Consider the following 17,297-nt stretch of genomic DNA (forward strand, 5'->3'; position numbering starts at 1 on the left):
ATTTGTTGAATTTTGGGTGTAATAATCCGCCACACGATTTTTCAAAAGTGCGGTCGGATTTTTTGCTGTTTTATAGAATTTCTAATTGAAAACCCGTTTTTTTAGGATCGTAGGCGCGAAGATATTTTAATACGCGCCAGTTATTTCCTTGCTCGCATTCAAATTGCTCTGTAATGCGTGTCAATACGTTATGGGCGTGACGGAGAGTACTGCGATATTCGTAAGCTATGTCATAAACGGAAGCAGCGTAGTGCGAACCAATTTGTTTTAGTGCGGGGTGAAGCACTTGGCAAAGTTCCGTGCCACGCAATAAAGCAAACCACGCCCACGCCATTGTTTGCAATTCGTGTTCGGTAAATTCAAACGTAAATGTTGTCGGTTCCTGCGTGGCAATATTGGGGGATTGATTTTCTTCCATATCTTTCTCTTTTTTACGTTGATTTATGCCTTCTTTGAGTTTTACAAAGGCGGAAAAGGTGGGTTTAATTTCATCATTGAGTTGGTGATACTGTAATTTCTTTCGCCAAGCCATTTCAACACGTGAAATTAATTCGAGATTTTCAAGGGTGCAATTTCTTGAATTGCCGTCTTTGTAATCAATAATATGTCCACGCGGAATTTTTCTACCGGCTTTGCGCCAGAGATAATGCGATTTCCGTTCATAACGTTTAATGCTTGCTTTTATTAACCAACATTTTGCATTTTTACAATATCGCTCAAAGCCAATCGGTTTTAAATTTTCACCTTTCTCAAATCGACCGCTTCGTCCGGTTAGCCATTGTCTCTTCACGCGCAAAACCTTTAACGCGTGTGGATTAAATGGTTTATTGAAATAAACTTCCATTTTTTGAGCCAAGATTCTTTCATTTAACGTGCAATTCGCTTTAATGAACGCAAGTTCTTCTTTGCTGTAACGATTAGCATGCTTAAGGCTTGGAATATTGTGTTTCTTTTTTAATTTATAGAAAACATTACGATTTATTAATAAATCAAACTGTTGCTGAAACAATTTAATTAGATCAGATGGCTTTTTATCCCAATGTAAGCGAATAAACGCAATATGTTCATCGGTGAATTTAAATCGTTCCGCATTAGAGGTCATCGCCTTGCGCCTTAGATATTCTTAGAAAATCAGGGGATTCTCTTTCAATTTGACGATTTTCAAACAATGTCATTGCTTTAAGCGAAATCGCATTGCTTGCGATAATATTTGCCGCAATGCCTGATACGGCATTGGCACGTTTAATTTCTCGATTAAGTTCTTCATCGGTTAAGTCTTCATCAAGCAGTTTTTCTAACTGGGAAAATAAATGATTGTTTAAGTCTGTGATTTTATTTTTCATTTTAAATACTCTTAAAAAACCGCCCTTTCGAGCTGTAACTGGAGTAGTGCAATCAGTCTATGCTGATTTTGTTGAGATGTTATCAAAACGCTTTGAAGCATTAGATGATAGCGTATCACTTCCTCATATTCTCAATGCTTATAAGAATCAATCAGATAAATAGCATCACAAATTGATTTGGCTAGTTTATCTGGGGGAAAATTAGTATTTTTTGCTGCACTTTCTAATACAGCCTGTTTGATTAGTTCTTTATCGTTATCAGATAGGCTGTTTTCTTGTTTTTCTTCCATTTTTAACCTCGTTTGTTTTATTGTTACCATTTCAAAACACACTTCATCTATCATTCGCAACGGTTTCACATGCCGCTGTGTCTCTGTACTAGCAAATGTGTTTTGAAATATCCACATTGGGATATTCGCCTGCTTGAGCTCCACTTTCGGCAACTGCACCGTTTTTCACTGGCTTTGCATGGGCAGACTTTAAAACTCACTCTTAACTAAGTAGGTTAGGGCTTTCAATCTAACGACCGCTTAGCACCGTTGGGCTTCCGTCTGCGCTTCCGCCGAGTGAGTTTCTTTAACCAAATTGTTTAAAATTTGTGATGAAAGTCACTGACTTACATAAACTTTTTAGCTATTCTTGTAATCAACCTTGATACTTTCGATAGCGGATTTTCAGGAATGTAAACTGAAAGGTGAATCTCGCCGTCAACAGTACCTTGGGACATTGCTTTTAGCTTTTCTTCCGCTTCTTCGAATGAATGGGCGTAAACATCTGTCGCCCACCTTTTGCCGTCGAAGTAATAAGAAATCGCATAGCGTTTCATTTCATCTTGCATAAGGAATTACCTATATGTATTTTCAAATATTTAAAGGTGTAAATAATCAGTGGTATTGGCGACTAAAAGCCGCTAATCACGAAATCATTGCCGTTAGTGAAGGTTATACAACCAAACAGAACTGCCTACATTGCATTCATCTTGTTATGGACACTAATCGCAATACACCAATTTATGAATCTTAGTAACCTAGCCCTGTTTATCGGGGCTTTTTTCATCACAAATTTTTAAAGAGCATTGAGATTGTGTATCTCGTTTTGATGGATGTATGATATAGCTAAAGTTTTATTATGTAAATAGCTAAGGTTGTATTTTTTATTAAAAATATATAGCTTTCTGTTTAAGTGGTTGTTTTTGTTGATAATAAAATTCACAAAAATTTGTCTATTTGCTTATTTTTTGAGCGATTTAGTATTGATTTTTTGGTAGTAAGGCGGTTTTTCCTCGATTTTTTATCGCTTTTGCGATCTGTATCGCAAATTTAATAGCTAAAAATAGACCGCACTTTTGATTAAGGTATGATTAACGAGGAAAGGAGGTGCGCTATGAAAGAAAAGTTTAAATTGTGGTTAATCTCGCTAAATTGTGAGTTGATTAATGATTTAGGTATTGATGAGATTGTGTCTAGAGTGGATGATAGACTGGAGGTTGTAATTGCAAACAAAGAGGAGAGAGTAGTTCTTGAGGATTTAATTAAGTGCTTTAACTCATAAAAGAAAACCGCCTTAATGGCGGTTTGATTATTTTGAATATTTACAGCAACGATTATCAAATTTATCTTTTAGTTTTAATAATTTTTCTTTCGATGCTGGTTTCGGCAAGTTGTTTCTAACATTGCTTCGCTTTTGCGCTCTGGCAATTTTATCACCAAAATATCTAACAAATAATTCATAGTCCGGTTTAGCTTCAGGTTCTATTTGGTAGTAGGCAATTTTGCCATAAATTGCACATAGCCAGTCAGCACACTGAATCGTTTGATAAAGCTCGCTATCTACTTGCATAGGAGCTTCTATAAGTTGATACCTTCCGTTTTGGTGCATTTCATATATTGACCTTTTCACCAAATCAGCACTTCCTTCGCTATCGTCCATGAAGATTAAAAAATGTGCTTCTTCAGAATGAAATTCATCATCTAATCTTTTTATTATCTCTGTTAGGCTAGATTTATAAACCTCTTGTGGGTTATGCTGCTCTGGGTTTCTAAATTTAGCCTCACCAACATAAAATAAAAAACCGCCCTTTGACGTTATCCTATTAATTATTCTTGAAGTTGATTCAACAATGAGTTGTTTATATTTTTTTAAGTTGATCACTGAATATTGTTTAGAGCCTTTCTTTTCCCATGTGGATAATTGAAATCTCTCGCCTTTACTTCTTGCTTTTTCTTTCGCTTGTTTTATATCAAAATTTTCAAATAACTTAAGCTTTAACTCAAAAAAGAATGAGGAAAACGGGCGAACAGCGTTAATAGGTAAGACAAAACCACCAAGACCGAAAGCAGGGTGAGTGTTATGTTTTGGATGAGTTGATGATAAGTAAGGGCCTATATGACCAAATTCATCAAGATAGACGATGTAGGTTTTAGACATGATTTTGATTCCAAATACACGGAAGCCCAATCTAAAATGATCGGGCCCCGGAATCAGCAGCAAACATAACATTTCAGTTACATCTGCCTCTGACCACGAATATTAAACATGCAGTTTTAATTTGTCAAGCTAAATTTAGCTTTATTTTTAATTGCACGTTTGCCTTTAATATTTAATTATAACTATTTAATTATAACTATTTAATTATAACTATTTAATTATAACTATTGTGTTAATCATTGATGGCAACCATTGACTGCACCATTTAGAGCAGTTAAAGGTTTACTGCCTCTATATGGATAGTGCGGATAAATCTACCAATGAATTTAGCGTTTTCGCACACATCATCGCTTATCTGTTCTGGTGGATATATTTCATTGTCCGAAATCATACGATAACCGCCTCCGATCATCTTCTGAATACGTTTAATGAATAATGCACCGTCAATAGCAAAAGCATATATGCCATCGCCACAATAAGCATTTACTTTAGTGTCAAGGAACACAATATCGCCTTTTCTAATAGTAGGATCCATTGAATCTGTTGGCACGTTTACAAGGCAAATTCCATCTGCCGACTTCTTACCCACTAATTGAGCAATGCCCTCATCTGTCAAAAATAGACTAGAGATTATTTCAGGGTAATCAGAGTTCTCAAATCCGTTCAATCCTGCCGCCGCTCTTACATCATAGTAATCAATGCGGTGCTTGTGTAACAAATCAGGCTCACTGCTTACAAGCTGCTTATCAAGACCGCTATTATCAACAATATCATCGTCACGGTCACCAACGCCAATGCTTAACCAAGCAACACTAACGCCAAGAGCAGAGGCAAGTTTCGCTATATGTATTGTATTTCCGCCATTTTCAATCTTAGTGATTGAGTTCTGACTAATTCCAACTAGATCCCCAAGTTCCTTTTGAGTAATACCAAGCTCCATTCGTCTAGCTTTTACACGTTCGCCTAGAGTTTTCATTTTGTACTCCTGTTGTTTGCTTAGGATTTCGCAAAGTCTAAAACTAAAGTTTTAAAAAATCAAACAACTTTTTGTGTTTTAGTTGTTTACAAATAAAAACTAAGGCTATAAAATATAGCCATAAGTTAAAAAATGAAACAGAGGGCTATTGATGAACAAGACAATTTTGAAAGCTATCAAGATTTTCAAATCTCAACAAGCATTAGCCGCAGCCTGTGGAGTTAGTCAGAACGCTGTTAGTAAATGGCTTAATGGTGGCTCAATCTCTTTGGAAAATGCTTTGAAAATCGAAAAAGCAACCAATGGAAAGGTAAAAGCGGAAATGTTTTCAAAAGAGTTTTCTAGTTTATTAGCTAGAAATTAGGCGACAAAAAAGCCCCTGCTGGAACAGAGGCTATGTATAAGTAAATCTAAATCAATACAAATACTAGGCAATTATGACAAATTTAATTCCAATTAGCAACAATCACATTTCAGGCAATGAAGTTAAAACTGTGAACGCAAGAGAATTGCATTTATTTCTTGACGTATCCACGCGTTTTTCAGATTGGATCCAAAGACGAATTTCTGAATATGGATTTGTTGAAAATCAAGACTTTGTGGTTTTACTCAAAAATGAGAAAAACCCTATTGGCGGTCGCCCATCAAGAGAATGGTTTATTTCCATCGATATGGCAAAAGAATTATCAATGGTTGAGCGAAACGAAAAAGGAAAGCAAGCCAGACAATATTTTATTGAGATGGAAAAAGTTGCTAAAAATCAACAAAAACCAACTGCACTTATTCCGCAATCTTTTTCTGAGGCGTTGATGTTAGCCGCTCAGTTACAAGCAGAAAAAGAGCGTAATGCGCCTAAAGTCGCTTTTGTTGATCACTATGTGGAAGTAGGGACGAGTAAATCATTTCGTGAGACGGCGAAGATTTTAAAAATGCCTGAGCGTGCATTGGTCAATCGCTTGGTGGAAGATAAATATTTGTATCGTCAATCGGGCGTGCTTTTGCCTTATCAATCGGCACACACCAAAGATCTTTTTACGGTTAAAACAGGTACCGCTGAACACGGTCACAATTACACACAGACACGCGTAACAAGCAAAGGCATTGAATTTATTGCGTCACGTTATGCTTCGGAGTTGATGCTATGAGTATGCGATTAATGGTTCAAGCAATGAATTGTAAGGTTGGCAATCCTGCTAGAAAACTTGTGCTTTTAAAACTAGCTGATAATGCCAATGATGATGGAATTTGTTTCCCAAGTTATCAATACATTGCCGATAAATGCGAAATGTCAAAACGTAGCGCGATTAGTCACATTGATGATTTAATCAAAATGGGATTGGTCACCAAAAAAGCGCGAAAAAATAAAGATGGTTCAAGTGCAAATTTATATCTTTTACACCTTGAGCAGGGTAGTGAAAAATCTGCACTAGGGGGTGAAAATATTTCACTAGGTAGTGAAATATTTGCACTAGGGGGTAGTGAAAAATTTGCACCCATAACCAGTCACTCTTTAGAACCAGTCAATGAACCTAAAAAAACTACGCAAAAAAGCGAATCTGAAATTTTGCTTGAGCGGTTTGGCATAACAGGACAGCTTGCTAAAGATTTTATTACGCATCGTAAAACCAAGCGAGGGGCAATTAGCGAAACGCAACTTAGCCGTTTGCAAAAACAAGCGGACAAAGCAGGAATTTCGATTTGTGAAGTGGTGGAGATTTGCATCGAACGCAATTGGCAGGGATTTAACGCATCTTGGGATTGGCGTGATGAGAAGCTGCGACCAAATTCACCGCACTTAGGGCAATCACACCGCAACAAACCCAAATTTGACGATACGCAGACAGGCTGGTCTGCAGGAATGAATTTCATAGTGGACGGTACACAATGGCAAATTCCATAACACAAAACCAAATTAACACGCTCCCACCAGAACGCACACAGCGTGCGGAAGAGACGATTAACTGGCTCTTTCAAGAGCTTAAATCGATTTTTCCTGGTTGGCGTGCAGCCTTTGAAACCGAAGCGGATTATCTCTCTGCTAAAAAAACTTGGTTGCGTGTGTTGGTACGAGAAAAAATTACGAGACCTCAGTTGGAGAATGGGATTTGTGAAGCGGAAAAATCGCTTGATAAATTTTTACCTAGCGTAGGGTTGTTTGTTTATTGGTGCAAAGCCTACGACTATCACGCACTAGGTTTACCGAACGAAGCGGAACTATACCAACGTTATAACACTTTCTTAGGCTATGCCCGATTCAATCGGGATGAATTTCAATATCGTTCAAAAGTGGAATTTTGGTTGCTTAAAAATCTGTACGAAAAGTGCAAGAAAAAATCGGAAGAGGACACGTTGAAAGCTATTCCGAAATTACTCATAGAAGCGGCAGAAAAAGTGCGGTCGAATTTTCCTTTTGAGGATATTCCGAAAATGATTCCAGTAAAACCAAGTTTTTACGATAAAGCGAAGGCTGATAAGGCGCGCGATAGCTTGATGGCAATGATGAAAGGGGTATTGCAATGACAAGCTACAAATGCCCAAAGTGCGGTGCGGAATTAGAGGATTTTTATACGCCAGATTATTTTATATCGAGCAGCGAATGGGATGACGATCGTTTTCGTTGTAACGGTCACTTAATTGAGCCGATACCGTTTCCGCAGGTAAGTAAATACAGCGCAGTAAATCGAACAAAATCTTGCGGTTATTTTGGGTTGGAAGATTTAGGTGTGGAGTATAAAGAATGAGTATTGCGATGTTATTCAAGCGTTGGGAATGATGTTATGAGCCAATACAAACCTTTCTTTTTACGCGATCAACGCATTAAAAATAATTGCTTGGATTTAATCAAAGAGCTGCCAACGGACGATAAAAAGCCGTTGGTAGTGAAAATCCAACCGATAACACGCTCACTTGAGCAGAACTCAAAACTTCACGCACTACTAAGCGATATATCAAAACAGTGCGAATTTAACGGTAAAAAGCGAGACATCGACACTTGGAAGATGATTATGGTATCGGCTCACAAAATTGCAACAGGTGGACAGGCTGAAATGGTAATCGGATTAGAGGGTGAAGTAATCAACCTACGAGAAAGTACCGCTCAAATGAGCGTAAAACGATTAGCAAGCCTTATCGAATATGTTCAATCATGGGGCGTGCAAAATGGCGTGAGATTTAACGATAGATGGGGATTTAAATGAAACGCTTAAACGATGATGAGATTTTGGAGTTAAAAATTGTACTTTTGATTGCGGCAGTTTGGGTTATTTTTAATATGGTATTTGGCTAATGGCGAAAGAGTATAAATGCAAAGTTTGTGGCAAAGCGTTTGTAAAAACCTTTAGCTCGACACAAAAAGTTTGCTCGCCTGAATGTGCGATTAAATTAGCCCGAGATAATGCGCAAAAAGCACAGGAACGAGCAGAGAAGAAAAAGCAAAGGGAACGTAAGGCTAAATTAAAAAGTCGTTCAGAATGGCTGAAAGAGGCGCAATCAGCATTTAATAAATTTATCCGTCTGAGAGATAAAAACGAACCCTGTATCAGTTGCGGTCGGTATCATCAAGGGCAATACCACGCAGGGCATTATCGGAGTGTGGGGGCTTGCCCTGAATTACGATTTTGTGAGCTAAACGTACACAAACAATGTGCACCCTGTAATGATCACAAAAGCGGAAATATCATTGAGTACCGAATCAATCTCGTCAATAAAATCGGTGCGGATAAGGTGGCTTGGTTAGAACGGCAAGACCACGAACCGAAGAAATACACCATTGAAGATTGCAAGGCGATGATTAAGTATTACAAGGCAAAATTAAGGAGTTAGAGGAATAAATGCGTAAATTTAGCGAATTATCAGAACTAACGATTGAACAAGAAGAATTTGTTGACCGTTATATGTATCAATGGGGTGCTTGGGTGCGCAGCGGTAGGCTTGATAAACCGCAATTAAATATTATTGCAAAACTAATGCAATCAGTCATTCCTGCAGAGCCAAATGAACCAATTTGCGATGATGAAACTGGGTTTATGATTAGTCAAACCATTGAAATGTTTTTTAAGAAAAATGACCAAATCTTACACTTTATTGTGTTTGCTTATTATGTAAACAAAAGAACAATCAATTTTATAGCAGAACACCTACACGGCAAATCCAAAGCTAAGGAAATGAGACCTTGTGCAGGTAAATCTAACGTAAGAGTGCCAAGTTTTAGGACAATCTATCGTGAAGTCGAAAAAGAGATACACTTTGCAAAAGCAATAATTCACGAACTGCTTATAACTTGCTTTATTATTCAGAGAACTAGCAGGGAACGTGCAACAAATATCAAAAAAATCAAAATTACATATTGACATATTTGGCAAAGTGTCATACTATTTAGATGTATGGTGGTCGCAGTATAAGTAGTGAACACCTAAATTGATTTTTACAGCCCTGATCGGAAACGGTCGGGGCTTTTTGTTATCAAACTATAAGGGCGTAGTCTAATGGTAAGACAGCGGTCTCCAAAACCGCTAATTGAGGTTCGATTCCTTGCGCCTTTGCCACATCACAAGCTCACGTTAATGCGTGGGCTTTTTTTATCAGCCCTGTAAATGGGTGGAGTGTAAAAATGTTAAAAGATGCAGGAAGCCAAAGTATTTTTTGGTCTGGCTTTGGTGCGTTCTGGGCAATGTATTCATTTCAAGAATGGCTGGCTATTATGGGGCTTGTTATAGGTTTAATAAGTGGTCTCGTGAATATGTATGCTAAATGCCAAGAAGGGAAAGTTAGAAAAAATGAAGAACGGCGTGCAGAAGAAATACACCGTGTGAAAATGAAACGATTGTCTTTAGGATTTGATGATGATTTTGACAAAAACTAGGAAAGCTCTTGGTGTTTGTTCTGTGATTACGGTAATGGGATTAATGTATGCTCAGTTCGGTGGCGAGCTAAGATTAAGTCCTGTAGGTGCTGAAATTATTGGGAATGCCGAGGGTTGCAGACGTGATCCGTATCAATGCCCTGCGGATGTTTTGACCGTTGGAATTGGTTCAACTGAATATGGTGGTAAGAAAATCAATCCAAAACACCGTTACACAGATTTGGAAATTGCCGAACGTTGGAAGAATGATATTGTGATTGCTGAACGATGTGTGAATAAATATGGTAATGGCGAGATGTTACCGCAATCGGTATTTGATTCTGCGGTGTCAATCACTTTTAATGTGGGTTGTGGGGCAGTAAGCAAATCTACGATGTTTAAATATCTTCGAGCAAAACAATATGAAAAGGCTTGTGGCGAATTTCCTAGATGGGTGTATGCCAGTGGTAAAAAATTAGCAGGTTTGGTGGTTCGCCGAGAAAAAGAGAAAGCATTATGTTTAGCCGATTTGAAACTGCCATAAAATTGACCGCACTTTGTTTGATTTTGGGCTTGTGTGGTTGGACTTGGTTTCAATCTCAGAAGATAAGTAGTTTAAAAGCCGAGAACCAAGCTCAAGCCCAAACTATCCAGCAGCAAGAAGATGCGAACAAGGCATTGGCTATTACGCTACAACAAGAGCGTGATGCAGTTATTGAGCAACAAGAGCGTAATAATGAGATAGAAAGGATAGCAACAGAAAATGCTGAATCAGTTAAAACAATCATTAAGACTCAACCTTGCGCTCACACTCGTTTGCCTCAGTCTGTTCTTGACCGCTTGTACAAATAAAATCACGACTAAAGCAGAATATATTTATCCGCCTCAAGCCTATACTGTACCTTGTGTCAAAACAGCATTTACTGGGGAAACATACGGCGATGTAGTCATACAGTTAGTTAAGGTAACCGCAGAGCGAGATAAGTGTGCAAGCCAAGTAGATAATCTTAATAAGTGGATTAACCAAACCAAGACCGCCAATTAAAGTGCGGTCTTTTTTTATTGGCATATACAGACACATACATTAGGACTGACTGACTATCTGATGATAGCTCGATGGTAGTCCTAAGCTATGTTTTATGGATAAAACAAAAATATATCGAGTGATTTTTATAAAGAATCGTGACGGCAAAAGGTACTCCTGAGGGGATACCCCTTTCCACGGGGTTTCGGGCGCGCGGTTTTCGACAGTTTTTTAGGTTTCTAGTCATCATCATCTTTTCCCTTTTTTGGGCATTTTAACGGTCTCGGCTATGGATAATTTATACGACTTAAAACTCAATATAAATCAGATCGCCGAACTGGTCGGAATGCATCGGCAAACCGTGTCACAAAGGCTTGCAGGACTAACGCCAGCTATTGGCAGTAATTCCAAATTAAAGCTCTATGCACTATCTGATTTAATCAAAATCGGACTTGCCGAAAAAATGACGGCGGATGTTGATAGCTTGTCACCTGTTGAGAGACGAGCATTTTGGCAAGCGGAAAACGAAAGACTAAAATACGAGCGAGATACAGGCGAACTGGTGCCATCATTTGAAGTTGCTCAAGAGATGGGATTTTTGGCTAAAGCTGTTGTGCAATCACTTGATACATTGCCAGATATTTTAGAGCGTGATTGTGCGTTAACTCCAGCACAATTAACTCGTGTAATACAGGTGATTGATGACGTTAAATCGCAAATGTCATTACATATACAGGCTGGCGATAATAAATCAGAGGAGTAGTCATGTTTGCATCAGCTAAAGATATTAGGCGAGATATTGCAAATCTACTTAAACCGCCTCGCCGAATGAAAGTGTCGGAAGCCGTAGCGGAATATATGCGCGTGCCTGTTGGTGGGGGTAACTCTGTTAAATGGGATAAAGATACTGCTGCATATATGTTAGATCCGATGGACTGCCTAAACTCTCGTGAGTATGACGCAGTTATTTTTGTTGGACCAGCTCGTACTGGTAAAACAATCGGATTGATTGATGGCTGGATAACCTATGCGATTATTTGCGATCCGTCAGATTTCCTCTTGGTGCAACTTACACAAGAGAAAGCCAGTGAGCATAGTCGTAAACGTTTAGACCGCACTTTTAGATGCTCGCCTGAGATTGCAAAAAGATTAAGCCCGCGTAAAAACGATAACAATGTCCACGATAAATATTTTAGGGCAGGTAATCTATTAAAAATTGGCTGGCCGTCAATCAACGTATTGTCATCATCAGATTATAAATACGTTGCATTAACAGACTATGACCGATGGCCCGATGATGTGGACGGCGAGGGTGACGGATTTAGTTTAGCGTCCAAACGGACGACTACATTTATGAGTGCCGGTATGACACTTGTAGAGAGTTCGCCAGGAAAGGATATTGTTGATATAAAACATCATCCAAAAACTACTCACGAGGCACCGCCAACAACAGGTATTTTGTCACTATATAACCGTGGCGATAGACGCAGATTCTATTGGCAATATCCACATTGTAAAGAATGGTTTGAGCCATCAATGGCAAATATGGTCGGCTATCGAGATGATACTGATTATGTTAAGGCAAGCGAAAACGCTCGTTTACAATGCCCGCATTGTCAATCTCTCGTAGATCCTGACAAGAAACGCGCATTAAACATTGGCGGCAAATGGCTAAAAGAAGGACAAACGATAGATAAAGACGGTGTAATCCATGGCGAGGGAAGAAACTCTCGTATTGCATCATTTTGGCTGGAAGGCCCTGCCGCCGCTTATCAAACATGGGCGCAATTAACTTATAAATTACTCACTGCTGAACATGAATTTGAAATGACTGGCAGTGAAGAAACGCTAAAGGCAGTAACAAATACAGACTGGGGATTGCCTTATTTACCACGCTCCGCACTTGAGCAACGCCGAAGTGATGAGCTGATGGAGCGGCGAGAAGATACAGAAAAAAGAACGGTACCTTATGGGTGCCGTTTTTTATTGGCTGCAGTTGATGTACAGGGTGGGCGGAATCGCCGTTTTGTCGTCCAAATTGTTGGATATGGTGAAAACAGCGAACGGTGGCTCATTGATAGATACAACATTAAATCATCAATGCGGAGCAATTCCGATGGAGAAAGTCTCCCGATTGATCCGTCCGCCTACCCTGAGGATTGGGATTTACTCATCAGTGATGTGCTTAATAAGCAATATCGTATTGAGGGATTAGACGGAGGAGTCATGCCAATCCTTGCAATGGCGGTGGATAGTGGCGGTGAGGACGGTGTAACAGATAACGCCTATAAGTTTTGGCGTAGATGCAAACGAGATGGCATATCAAAACAAGTGTATCTCGTTAAAGGTGATAGTACCAAACGCCAAAAACTGATTTCTCGAACTTATCCTGATAACACCTCACGGTCAGATCGTCATGCTAAAGCACGAGGTGATGTGCCGCTATACCTACTTCAAACAGACCAACTCAAAGATCGCATTAGTAACGCACTAAGCCGTGAGACTATCGGGGCTAACTATATCCATTTTCCGTCGTGGCTTGGCGAATGGTTTTTTGATGAATTGACCTATGAGGAGCGAGGACAAGACGGTAAGTGGCGCAAACCAGGCAAAGGTAACAATGAGGCATTTGACTTATTTTGCTATGCCCATGCGATCGCTATTTTGCGTGGTTATGAGCGTATTAAGTGGGGCGATGAGGACAATGTCCCATACTGGGCGAAATTGCCAAGTGTAAACCCTAACGTGATCCGCAAAGAATCATCCGCACCAGAAGAAGCTGAAAGTGCGGTAGAAATTGAACAAGTAAAACCAAAGCCACAGCCTAAACCTAAGCAAAAAAATAGCTGGTTAAGCGGTGGTGACAAGAAATCTGGAGGATGGCTGTGAGCCGAAGCGAACAAATTGAACAAGTGCAGTTAATGCTCGAAGCGTGCGATAAAGCAATCCTTGACGTGCTAGCGGGGAAAACCGTTACATTTAACGGACGCAGCGTTACGCGCGAATCATTATCCGAAATCCGGAAGACGCGACAAACACTTAGAGAGGAGCTTGTCGAGTTAAAACGATTAGGCTCCGGTCGTAGTCGTTTTAAATACGCAAACCTTAATCCACGGTTTTAAAAATGAATATCTTTGAAAAAACAATAGCTTTTTTTGCCCCTGCGCAAGCGGCAAAGAGGGCGAAAAGCCGTTATGTGCTGAATGCGTATGAGGCGGCTATGCCAAACCGTACGCACAAAGCAAAACGCGAAAGCCAAGGCGCTAACGTATCGACCAAACAAAGTGCAGTCAGTTTGCGAGAACAAGCTCGAGCATTAGACCAAAATCACGATATTGTGATCGGGATTTTGGACAAGATGGAAGAACGTGTTATTGGCTCGCGAGGTATCCACATTGAACCACAGCCGATGAATTTAAACGGTGATGTGAATGAAACCTTAGCTGAACAAATCCGCAAAAAATGGGCGGAATGGTCTATCTGTCCTGAAGTGACAGGACAATTTACTCGCCCCGAACTTGAGCGGATGTTGTTACGCACGTGGCTCCGTGATGGGGAAGTGTTTATCCAACTTGTGCGAGGCAGTGTAGCTGGTCTCAATCACAGTACTAAAATCGCATTTAGCCTTGAGGCGTTAGAGCCTGATTTTGTGCCGATGAATACTCTTGATACGGCAAATTTAATTCAAGGGGTAGAGCTTGACGCATGGCGTCGTCCTAAGTCGTACCGTGTTTACATGGACAACCCCCAAGAAAATAACCGCACTTACGGGCGAGTTAAATCGGTGCCGGCAGAAAATATGTTGCACCTTGCGTTTAAAAAACGCTTGCACCAGTTGCGTGGCGTATCGATGTTGCACGGTGTAATTATCCGACTTGCTGACCTTAAAGATTATGAGGAAAGCGAGCGTGTGGCCGCACGAATTGCCGCCGCCTTTACGATGTACATCAAAAAAGGTGATGCCGCACTCTACGGAGATAATGAGGATTACAGTGCAGACAGTCCGGAGCGAGATTTTGAGATTGCTCCCGGTGCAATCATTGATGATTTAAAACCCGGTGAGGACATCGGGTTAATCAATTCTAATCGCCCAAATGTGAACCTAGAAACCTTTAGGAATGGACAATTAAGAGCAACAGCAGCGGGGACTCGCTCAAGTTACTCAAGCATTGCTCGTGACTATAACGGGACTTACTCAAGCCAGCGCCAAGAGTTGGTGGAGAGCTTTGAGGGTTACTCCGTTTTACAAGATACCTTTGTTGCGCACATCTCACGCCCGATATACAGAGAATGGCTAAAAATGGCGATTGTCAGCGGTGAAATTGATGTGCCAGTCGATATTGATCCTGCATCACTTTATAACGCTGTTTATAGTGGCCCAGTGATGCCGTGGATAGACCCGACAAAAGAGGCGCAAGCGTGGAAAGAGCGCATCAAAGGTGGATTAGCGACCGAAAGCCAAGCAGTACGAGCAAGCGGCAGCAACCCGGCAGAAGTTAAACGCAGACGTAGAGTTGAGGTTGAGGAAAACCGCAAATTTGGTCTCAAGTTTGACACTGATTTAACTAACACAGGTACGACAAATGACAAAACAAAAAATGATTCTGTCGCCGGTGGCGATGGCAACGAGCGCAACAAAGACGAATAACCAGTCTTGGTACTCAATCAAAGCCAAAGCCAACGATACGGCAGAGATCTCAATTTACGATGAGATCGGATTTTGGGGCGTATCTGCTGCGAGCTTTGCGCAGGATTTAAAAGACTGCGGAAACAACATTAAGCAGATTAACCTACACATCCACTCACCAGGTGGTGATGTTTTTGATGGGATCGCGATTTACAACTTGCTAAAAAATCACCCTGCAAAGGTGACAGTTTACATTGACGGCTTGGCGGCAAGTATGGCGAGCGTTATTGCGATGGCGGGCAATGAGGTAATCATGCCGGAAAATGCAATGATGATGATCCACAAGCCTTGGGGCATCCAAGGTGGCGATGCTGAGGATATGCGCAAGTATGCCGACTTATTAGACAAGGTCGAAAATACGCTAATCCCAGCTTATGCAAGCAAAACAGGAAAAACACCTGAAGAATTAGCAGAAATGCTATCAGCAGAAACTTGGCTCAACGGAAAAGAATGTGTTGAACAAGGATTTGCAGACAAACTAGCCGAACCACTTGTGGCGATGGCGTCTATTAAATCAAGAAAATTAGAGGACTTTGAAAATATGCCAAAAGCAATGAAAGACATGTTGTTTAAGCCACAAGGCAACGCTGGCGCATCCGCACCACAAGCAACACCAACTCCTGCACAACCAGCACCAACTGAACCGGTAAATCAAGCGCCGACAGCTCCGGTAGATAACACCGCACAAGTGCAGGCTGAATTAAATAAACGTAACGCCGACATTAAAGCGGTATTTGCACCGTTTGGTACTACGCACAATGATTTGTTAGTGGAGTGTTTAGGTGATTTATCAATTACCGCAGATCAAGCCAAAGACAAATTATTAGCAAAACTTGGTGCAGGCACAACCCCAAGTGCAGCAGTAACGCCTTATGCCGATAACGGTAACATTGTTGGTGATAGCGTGAAACAATCCTTATTGGCTCGTGCAGGTATCGACAAAGACAAAGTAAATGCTAAAGACAACGCCTACAATGCGATGACATTGCGTGAGCTTGCTCGTGCATCATTGGTTGATCGAGGTATTAGTGTATCGAGTCAAAATGCAATGAGCATGGTTGGTTTGGCATTTACTCACTCAAGCTCTGACTTTGGTCAGATCTTAATTGATGTAGCGCACAAATCCTTGCTTAAAGGTTGGGAAACCGCAGCGGAAAACTTTGATCAGTTTACATCTCGTGGCACATTAACCGACTTCCGCGCGGCGAAACGTGTTGGATTAGGTGACTTTGGTTACTTACCACAAGTCGGTGAGGGTGAGGAGTACACCTACGGCACAATCGGCGATGAGGGCGCTAGCGTTGCATTAGCGACTTACGGGCAATTATTTAGCATTACTCGTCAAGCAATCATCAATGACGATATGCACTTGTTGACAAAAATCCCTGAAAAAATGGGACAAGCTGCACGTGCGACAATCGCTAAATTAGTGTTTGCGTTATTAACCGGTAACGCGATTGCACAAGACGGCAAAGCGTTATTTGACGCATCTCACAAAAACACTTTAACCGGTGCCGCATTAGATGTAACCAATATTGATAAAGCAATTCAAATGATGAATGGATTTGTCAATACTCGTGGTGAACCATTAGCGATTGAGCCTGATTTTATGTTGTTACCAACCTCACTTTATACTCGTGCTAAACAAGTTCTAGGTTCGGCAAGTGTGGAGGGGGCTGATATCAATTCTGGCATTATCAATCCAATCCGTGACATTGTGCCGACAGTTAAATCCGCACGTTTACAAGTTGCCGATCCAAAATCTTGGTACTTAATCAACAAAGAGGCTATTGAAGTTTCTTACCTTGACGGCATTGATACGCCATACATGGAGCAACAACAAGGTTTCACTGTTGATGGCGTATCTACCAAGGTGCGCATTGATGCAGGTGTTAATGTAATTGACTACCGTGGCATTGTAAAAGTTACCAATAAGTAACTTAAATCGCCCTAAATAACGACCGCACTTTTAAGCGAGGTGCGGTTTTTTATTATCAAAA

At 40.5% G+C, this 17,297-nt stretch carries 24 protein-coding genes and 1 tRNA gene; 19 read left to right on the forward strand and 6 right to left on the reverse strand.

Annotation, left to right across the window (positions count from 1 at the left end; all coding sequences use genetic code 11):
- Positions 1-70 precede the first annotated feature (70 nt).
- The 4 genes from AT683_RS03255 to AT683_RS03270 form a co-directional block, all read right to left on the reverse strand.
- Positions 71-1,102, reverse strand: coding sequence for a P22AR C-terminal domain-containing protein (locus AT683_RS03255; protein WP_012054990.1), 1,032 nt, complete (start codon positions 1,100-1,102; stop codon positions 71-73).
- The gene (locus tag AT683_RS03260) at positions 1,092-1,343 is read right to left on the reverse strand and encodes a hypothetical protein (RefSeq protein WP_005688811.1); all 252 of its coding nucleotides are present in this window, start codon (positions 1,341-1,343) and stop codon (positions 1,092-1,094) included. The genes AT683_RS03255 and AT683_RS03260 overlap by 11 nt, the downstream gene beginning before the upstream one ends.
- Before the next feature lie 131 nt (positions 1,344-1,474).
- Positions 1,475-1,633: a hypothetical protein gene (locus tag AT683_RS09660; RefSeq protein ID WP_005668691.1), complete on the reverse strand. Its 159-nt coding sequence runs from the start codon at positions 1,631-1,633 to the stop codon at positions 1,475-1,477.
- 326 nt (positions 1,634-1,959) lie between these two features.
- The gene (locus AT683_RS03270; RefSeq protein ID WP_005688815.1) at positions 1,960-2,181 is read right to left on the reverse strand and encodes a hypothetical protein; all 222 of its coding nucleotides are present in this window, start codon (positions 2,179-2,181) and stop codon (positions 1,960-1,962) included.
- Positions 2,182-2,195: 14 nt separating this feature from the next.
- Between AT683_RS03270 and AT683_RS09390 the strand changes: the two genes are divergently transcribed.
- Positions 2,196-2,366, forward strand: coding sequence for a YegP family protein (locus AT683_RS09390; RefSeq protein WP_005655314.1), 171 nt, complete (start codon positions 2,196-2,198; stop codon positions 2,364-2,366).
- A 360-nt stretch (positions 2,367-2,726) separates the two neighbouring features.
- Complete coding sequence (locus AT683_RS09665; RefSeq protein ID WP_162877571.1) at positions 2,727-2,894, forward strand: hypothetical protein; 168 nt, start codon at positions 2,727-2,729, stop codon at positions 2,892-2,894.
- Positions 2,895-2,921: 27 nt separating this feature from the next.
- On the opposite strand, the gene AT683_RS03275 is transcribed toward AT683_RS09665, so the two are convergent.
- Complete coding sequence (locus AT683_RS03275; protein WP_038440670.1) at positions 2,922-3,770, reverse strand: DUF3800 domain-containing protein; 849 nt, start codon at positions 3,768-3,770, stop codon at positions 2,922-2,924.
- A gap of 274 nt (positions 3,771-4,044) precedes the next feature.
- The gene (locus AT683_RS03280; protein WP_038440672.1) at positions 4,045-4,746 is read right to left on the reverse strand and encodes an XRE family transcriptional regulator; all 702 of its coding nucleotides are present in this window, start codon (positions 4,744-4,746) and stop codon (positions 4,045-4,047) included.
- A 151-nt stretch (positions 4,747-4,897) separates the two neighbouring features.
- Between AT683_RS03280 and AT683_RS03285 the strand changes: the two genes are divergently transcribed.
- From AT683_RS03285 to AT683_RS03365, 17 genes are all read left to right on the forward strand, one after another.
- Positions 4,898-5,110 (forward strand): transcriptional regulator, encoded by a 213-nt coding sequence (locus tag AT683_RS03285; RefSeq protein WP_373420590.1) that lies wholly within the window; start codon positions 4,898-4,900, stop codon positions 5,108-5,110.
- Between the two features lie 73 nt (positions 5,111-5,183).
- Positions 5,184-5,891: an antA/AntB antirepressor family protein gene (locus AT683_RS09855; RefSeq protein ID WP_080291955.1), complete on the forward strand. Its 708-nt coding sequence runs from the start codon at positions 5,184-5,186 to the stop codon at positions 5,889-5,891.
- Positions 5,888-6,646 carry a helix-turn-helix domain-containing protein gene (locus AT683_RS03295; protein ID WP_058222176.1) on the forward strand — a complete coding sequence of 253 codons (759 nt, stop codon included), beginning with the start codon at positions 5,888-5,890 and terminating at the stop codon, positions 6,644-6,646. The genes AT683_RS09855 and AT683_RS03295 overlap by 4 nt, the downstream gene beginning before the upstream one ends.
- On the forward strand, positions 6,631-7,266 hold the full coding sequence (locus AT683_RS03300) for a replication protein P (protein ID WP_038440679.1): 636 nt from the start codon (positions 6,631-6,633) through the stop codon (positions 7,264-7,266). Before AT683_RS03295 ends, AT683_RS03300 begins: the two co-directional genes overlap by 16 nt.
- Complete coding sequence (locus tag AT683_RS03305; protein ID WP_005633909.1) at positions 7,263-7,487, forward strand: hypothetical protein; 225 nt, start codon at positions 7,263-7,265, stop codon at positions 7,485-7,487. The genes AT683_RS03300 and AT683_RS03305 overlap by 4 nt, the downstream gene beginning before the upstream one ends.
- A gap of 36 nt (positions 7,488-7,523) precedes the next feature.
- Positions 7,524-7,943: a recombination protein NinB gene (locus tag AT683_RS03310; RefSeq protein ID WP_038440680.1), complete on the forward strand. Its 420-nt coding sequence runs from the start codon at positions 7,524-7,526 to the stop codon at positions 7,941-7,943.
- An 88-nt stretch (positions 7,944-8,031) separates the two neighbouring features.
- A complete protein-coding gene (locus AT683_RS03315) occupies positions 8,032-8,568 on the forward strand; it encodes a recombination protein NinG (RefSeq protein WP_038440682.1) in 537 nt (178 codons plus the stop codon).
- An 8-nt stretch (positions 8,569-8,576) separates the two neighbouring features.
- Positions 8,577-9,095, forward strand: coding sequence for an antiterminator Q family protein (locus AT683_RS03320; protein WP_005651339.1), 519 nt, complete (start codon positions 8,577-8,579; stop codon positions 9,093-9,095).
- A 121-nt stretch (positions 9,096-9,216) separates the two neighbouring features.
- Positions 9,217-9,290 (forward strand) — tRNA-Trp (locus tag AT683_RS03325).
- Between the two features lie 65 nt (positions 9,291-9,355).
- Positions 9,356-9,607, forward strand: a complete 252-nt coding sequence (locus tag AT683_RS03330; protein ID WP_005688862.1) for a phage holin family protein — start codon at positions 9,356-9,358, stop codon at positions 9,605-9,607.
- On the forward strand, positions 9,588-10,130 hold the full coding sequence (locus tag AT683_RS03335; RefSeq protein WP_005654589.1) for a lysozyme: 543 nt from the start codon (positions 9,588-9,590) through the stop codon (positions 10,128-10,130). The genes AT683_RS03330 and AT683_RS03335 overlap by 20 nt, the downstream gene beginning before the upstream one ends.
- On the forward strand, positions 10,103-10,438 hold the full coding sequence (locus tag AT683_RS03340; RefSeq protein WP_048940722.1) for a DUF2570 family protein: 336 nt from the start codon (positions 10,103-10,105) through the stop codon (positions 10,436-10,438). Before AT683_RS03335 ends, AT683_RS03340 begins: the two co-directional genes overlap by 28 nt.
- Positions 10,350-10,631: an Rz1-like lysis system protein LysC gene (gene lysC / locus AT683_RS09395; RefSeq protein ID WP_042599556.1), complete on the forward strand. Its 282-nt coding sequence runs from the start codon at positions 10,350-10,352 to the stop codon at positions 10,629-10,631. The genes AT683_RS03340 and lysC overlap by 89 nt, the downstream gene beginning before the upstream one ends.
- 268 nt (positions 10,632-10,899) lie before the next feature.
- Entirely contained in the window at positions 10,900-11,373 is a 474-nt protein-coding gene (locus AT683_RS03345; protein ID WP_005668561.1) for a DUF1441 family protein, read from the forward strand.
- A gap of 2 nt (positions 11,374-11,375) precedes the next feature.
- On the forward strand, positions 11,376-13,499 hold the full coding sequence (locus AT683_RS03350; protein WP_058222177.1) for a phage terminase large subunit family protein: 2,124 nt from the start codon (positions 11,376-11,378) through the stop codon (positions 13,497-13,499).
- A gap of 235 nt (positions 13,500-13,734) precedes the next feature.
- Positions 13,735-15,258 (forward strand): phage portal protein, encoded by a 1,524-nt coding sequence (locus tag AT683_RS03360; protein WP_048950252.1) that lies wholly within the window; start codon positions 13,735-13,737, stop codon positions 15,256-15,258.
- On the forward strand, positions 15,194-17,236 hold the full coding sequence (locus tag AT683_RS03365) for a ClpP-like prohead protease/major capsid protein fusion protein (RefSeq protein WP_172644167.1): 2,043 nt from the start codon (positions 15,194-15,196) through the stop codon (positions 17,234-17,236). Before AT683_RS03360 ends, AT683_RS03365 begins: the two co-directional genes overlap by 65 nt.
- The last annotated feature ends 61 nt before the right edge of the window (positions 17,237-17,297 follow it).

The sequence above is a fragment of the Haemophilus influenzae genome, from assembly GCF_001457655.1.
Classification (GTDB): domain Bacteria; phylum Pseudomonadota; class Gammaproteobacteria; order Enterobacterales; family Pasteurellaceae; genus Haemophilus; species Haemophilus influenzae.

Bases quoted from the DNA above. Each gene is read 5' to 3' on its own strand.
- AT683_RS03305 (WP_005633909.1), top strand. From the start codon at position 7,263: ATGACAAGCTACAAATGCCCAAAGTGCGGTGCGGAATTAGAGGATTTT.
- AT683_RS03285 (WP_373420590.1), top strand. From the start codon at position 4,898: ATGAACAAGACAATTTTGAAAGCTATCAAGATTTTCAAATCTCAACAA.
- AT683_RS03300 (WP_038440679.1), top strand. From the start codon at position 6,631: ATGGCAAATTCCATAACACAAAACCAAATTAACACGCTCCCACCAGAA.
- AT683_RS03365 (WP_172644167.1), top strand. From the start codon at position 15,194: ATGACAAAACAAAAAATGATTCTGTCGCCGGTGGCGATGGCAACGAGC.
- AT683_RS03275 (WP_038440670.1), bottom strand. From the start codon at position 3,770: ATGTCTAAAACCTACATCGTCTATCTTGATGAATTTGGTCATATAGGC.
- AT683_RS03360 (WP_048950252.1), top strand. From the start codon at position 13,735: ATGAATATCTTTGAAAAAACAATAGCTTTTTTTGCCCCTGCGCAAGCG.
- AT683_RS03335 (WP_005654589.1), top strand. From the start codon at position 9,588: ATGATTTTGACAAAAACTAGGAAAGCTCTTGGTGTTTGTTCTGTGATT.
- AT683_RS03255 (WP_012054990.1), bottom strand. From the start codon at position 1,102: ATGACCTCTAATGCGGAACGATTTAAATTCACCGATGAACATATTGCG.
- AT683_RS03320 (WP_005651339.1), top strand. From the start codon at position 8,577: ATGCGTAAATTTAGCGAATTATCAGAACTAACGATTGAACAAGAAGAA.
- AT683_RS03295 (WP_058222176.1), top strand. From the start codon at position 5,888: ATGAGTATGCGATTAATGGTTCAAGCAATGAATTGTAAGGTTGGCAAT.
- lysC (WP_042599556.1), top strand. From the start codon at position 10,350: ATGCTGAATCAGTTAAAACAATCATTAAGACTCAACCTTGCGCTCACA.
- AT683_RS03280 (WP_038440672.1), bottom strand. From the start codon at position 4,746: ATGAAAACTCTAGGCGAACGTGTAAAAGCTAGACGAATGGAGCTTGGT.
- AT683_RS03260 (WP_005688811.1), bottom strand. From the start codon at position 1,343: ATGAAAAATAAAATCACAGACTTAAACAATCATTTATTTTCCCAGTTA.
- AT683_RS03340 (WP_048940722.1), top strand. From the start codon at position 10,103: ATGTTTAGCCGATTTGAAACTGCCATAAAATTGACCGCACTTTGTTTG.
- AT683_RS03330 (WP_005688862.1), top strand. From the start codon at position 9,356: ATGTTAAAAGATGCAGGAAGCCAAAGTATTTTTTGGTCTGGCTTTGGT.
- AT683_RS03345 (WP_005668561.1), top strand. From the start codon at position 10,900: ATGGATAATTTATACGACTTAAAACTCAATATAAATCAGATCGCCGAA.
- AT683_RS09660 (WP_005668691.1), bottom strand. From the start codon at position 1,633: ATGGAAGAAAAACAAGAAAACAGCCTATCTGATAACGATAAAGAACTA.
- AT683_RS09855 (WP_080291955.1), top strand. From the start codon at position 5,184: ATGACAAATTTAATTCCAATTAGCAACAATCACATTTCAGGCAATGAA.
- AT683_RS09390 (WP_005655314.1), top strand. From the start codon at position 2,196: ATGTATTTTCAAATATTTAAAGGTGTAAATAATCAGTGGTATTGGCGA.
- AT683_RS03270 (WP_005688815.1), bottom strand. From the start codon at position 2,181: ATGCAAGATGAAATGAAACGCTATGCGATTTCTTATTACTTCGACGGC.
- AT683_RS09665 (WP_162877571.1), top strand. From the start codon at position 2,727: ATGAAAGAAAAGTTTAAATTGTGGTTAATCTCGCTAAATTGTGAGTTG.
- AT683_RS03350 (WP_058222177.1), top strand. From the start codon at position 11,376: ATGTTTGCATCAGCTAAAGATATTAGGCGAGATATTGCAAATCTACTT.
- AT683_RS03315 (WP_038440682.1), top strand. From the start codon at position 8,032: ATGGCGAAAGAGTATAAATGCAAAGTTTGTGGCAAAGCGTTTGTAAAA.
- AT683_RS03310 (WP_038440680.1), top strand. From the start codon at position 7,524: ATGAGCCAATACAAACCTTTCTTTTTACGCGATCAACGCATTAAAAAT.